General features: G+C 46.7%; 2 tRNA genes. Both read left to right on the top strand.

Annotated elements, in window-relative coordinates:
• Positions 1-158 precede the first annotated feature (158 nt).
• A tRNA-Ile gene (locus BHC62_RS03870) sits at positions 159-235 on the top strand.
• A gap of 10 nt (positions 236-245) precedes the next feature.
• A tRNA-Ala gene (locus tag BHC62_RS03865) sits at positions 246-321 on the top strand.
• Positions 322-493 lie beyond the last annotated feature (172 nt).

Here is a 493-nt window from a genome sequence, read left to right as displayed (position 1 = left end):
AGCCGTAGGGGAACCTGCGGCTGGATCACCTCCTTAATCGACGACATCAGCTGCTCCATAAGTTCCCACACGAATTGCTTGATTCATTGAAGAAGACGATAGAAGCAGCTTTAAGCTCCAAGCTGATAGCTCTTAGCTAATCAGTTGCGCTCGAAATTGGGTCTGTAGCTCAGTTGGTTAGAGCGCACCCCTGATAAGGGTGAGGTCGGCAGTTCGAATCTGCCCAGACCCACCAATTTTGTTATGGGGCCATAGCTCAGCTGGGAGAGCGCCTGCCTTGCACGCAGGAGGTCAGCGGTTCGATCCCGCTTGGCTCCACCATTAACTGCTTCTGCTGTTAGAGTTTAGAAATGAATATTCCGGTGTGAATATTGATTTCTAGTCTTTGATTAGATCGTTCTTTAAAAATTTGGGTATGTGATAGAAAGATAGACTGAACGTTACTTTCACTGGTAACGGATCAGGCTAAGGTAAAATTTGTGAGTTCTCTTAG

The organism is Pseudomonas sp. 06C 126, assembly GCF_001855215.1.
Classification (GTDB): Bacteria; Pseudomonadota; Gammaproteobacteria; order Pseudomonadales; family Pseudomonadaceae; genus Aquipseudomonas; species Aquipseudomonas proteolytica.
Note: the sequence above shows the minus strand (reverse complement) of the source record. Positions and strands in the feature narration are given on the sequence as shown.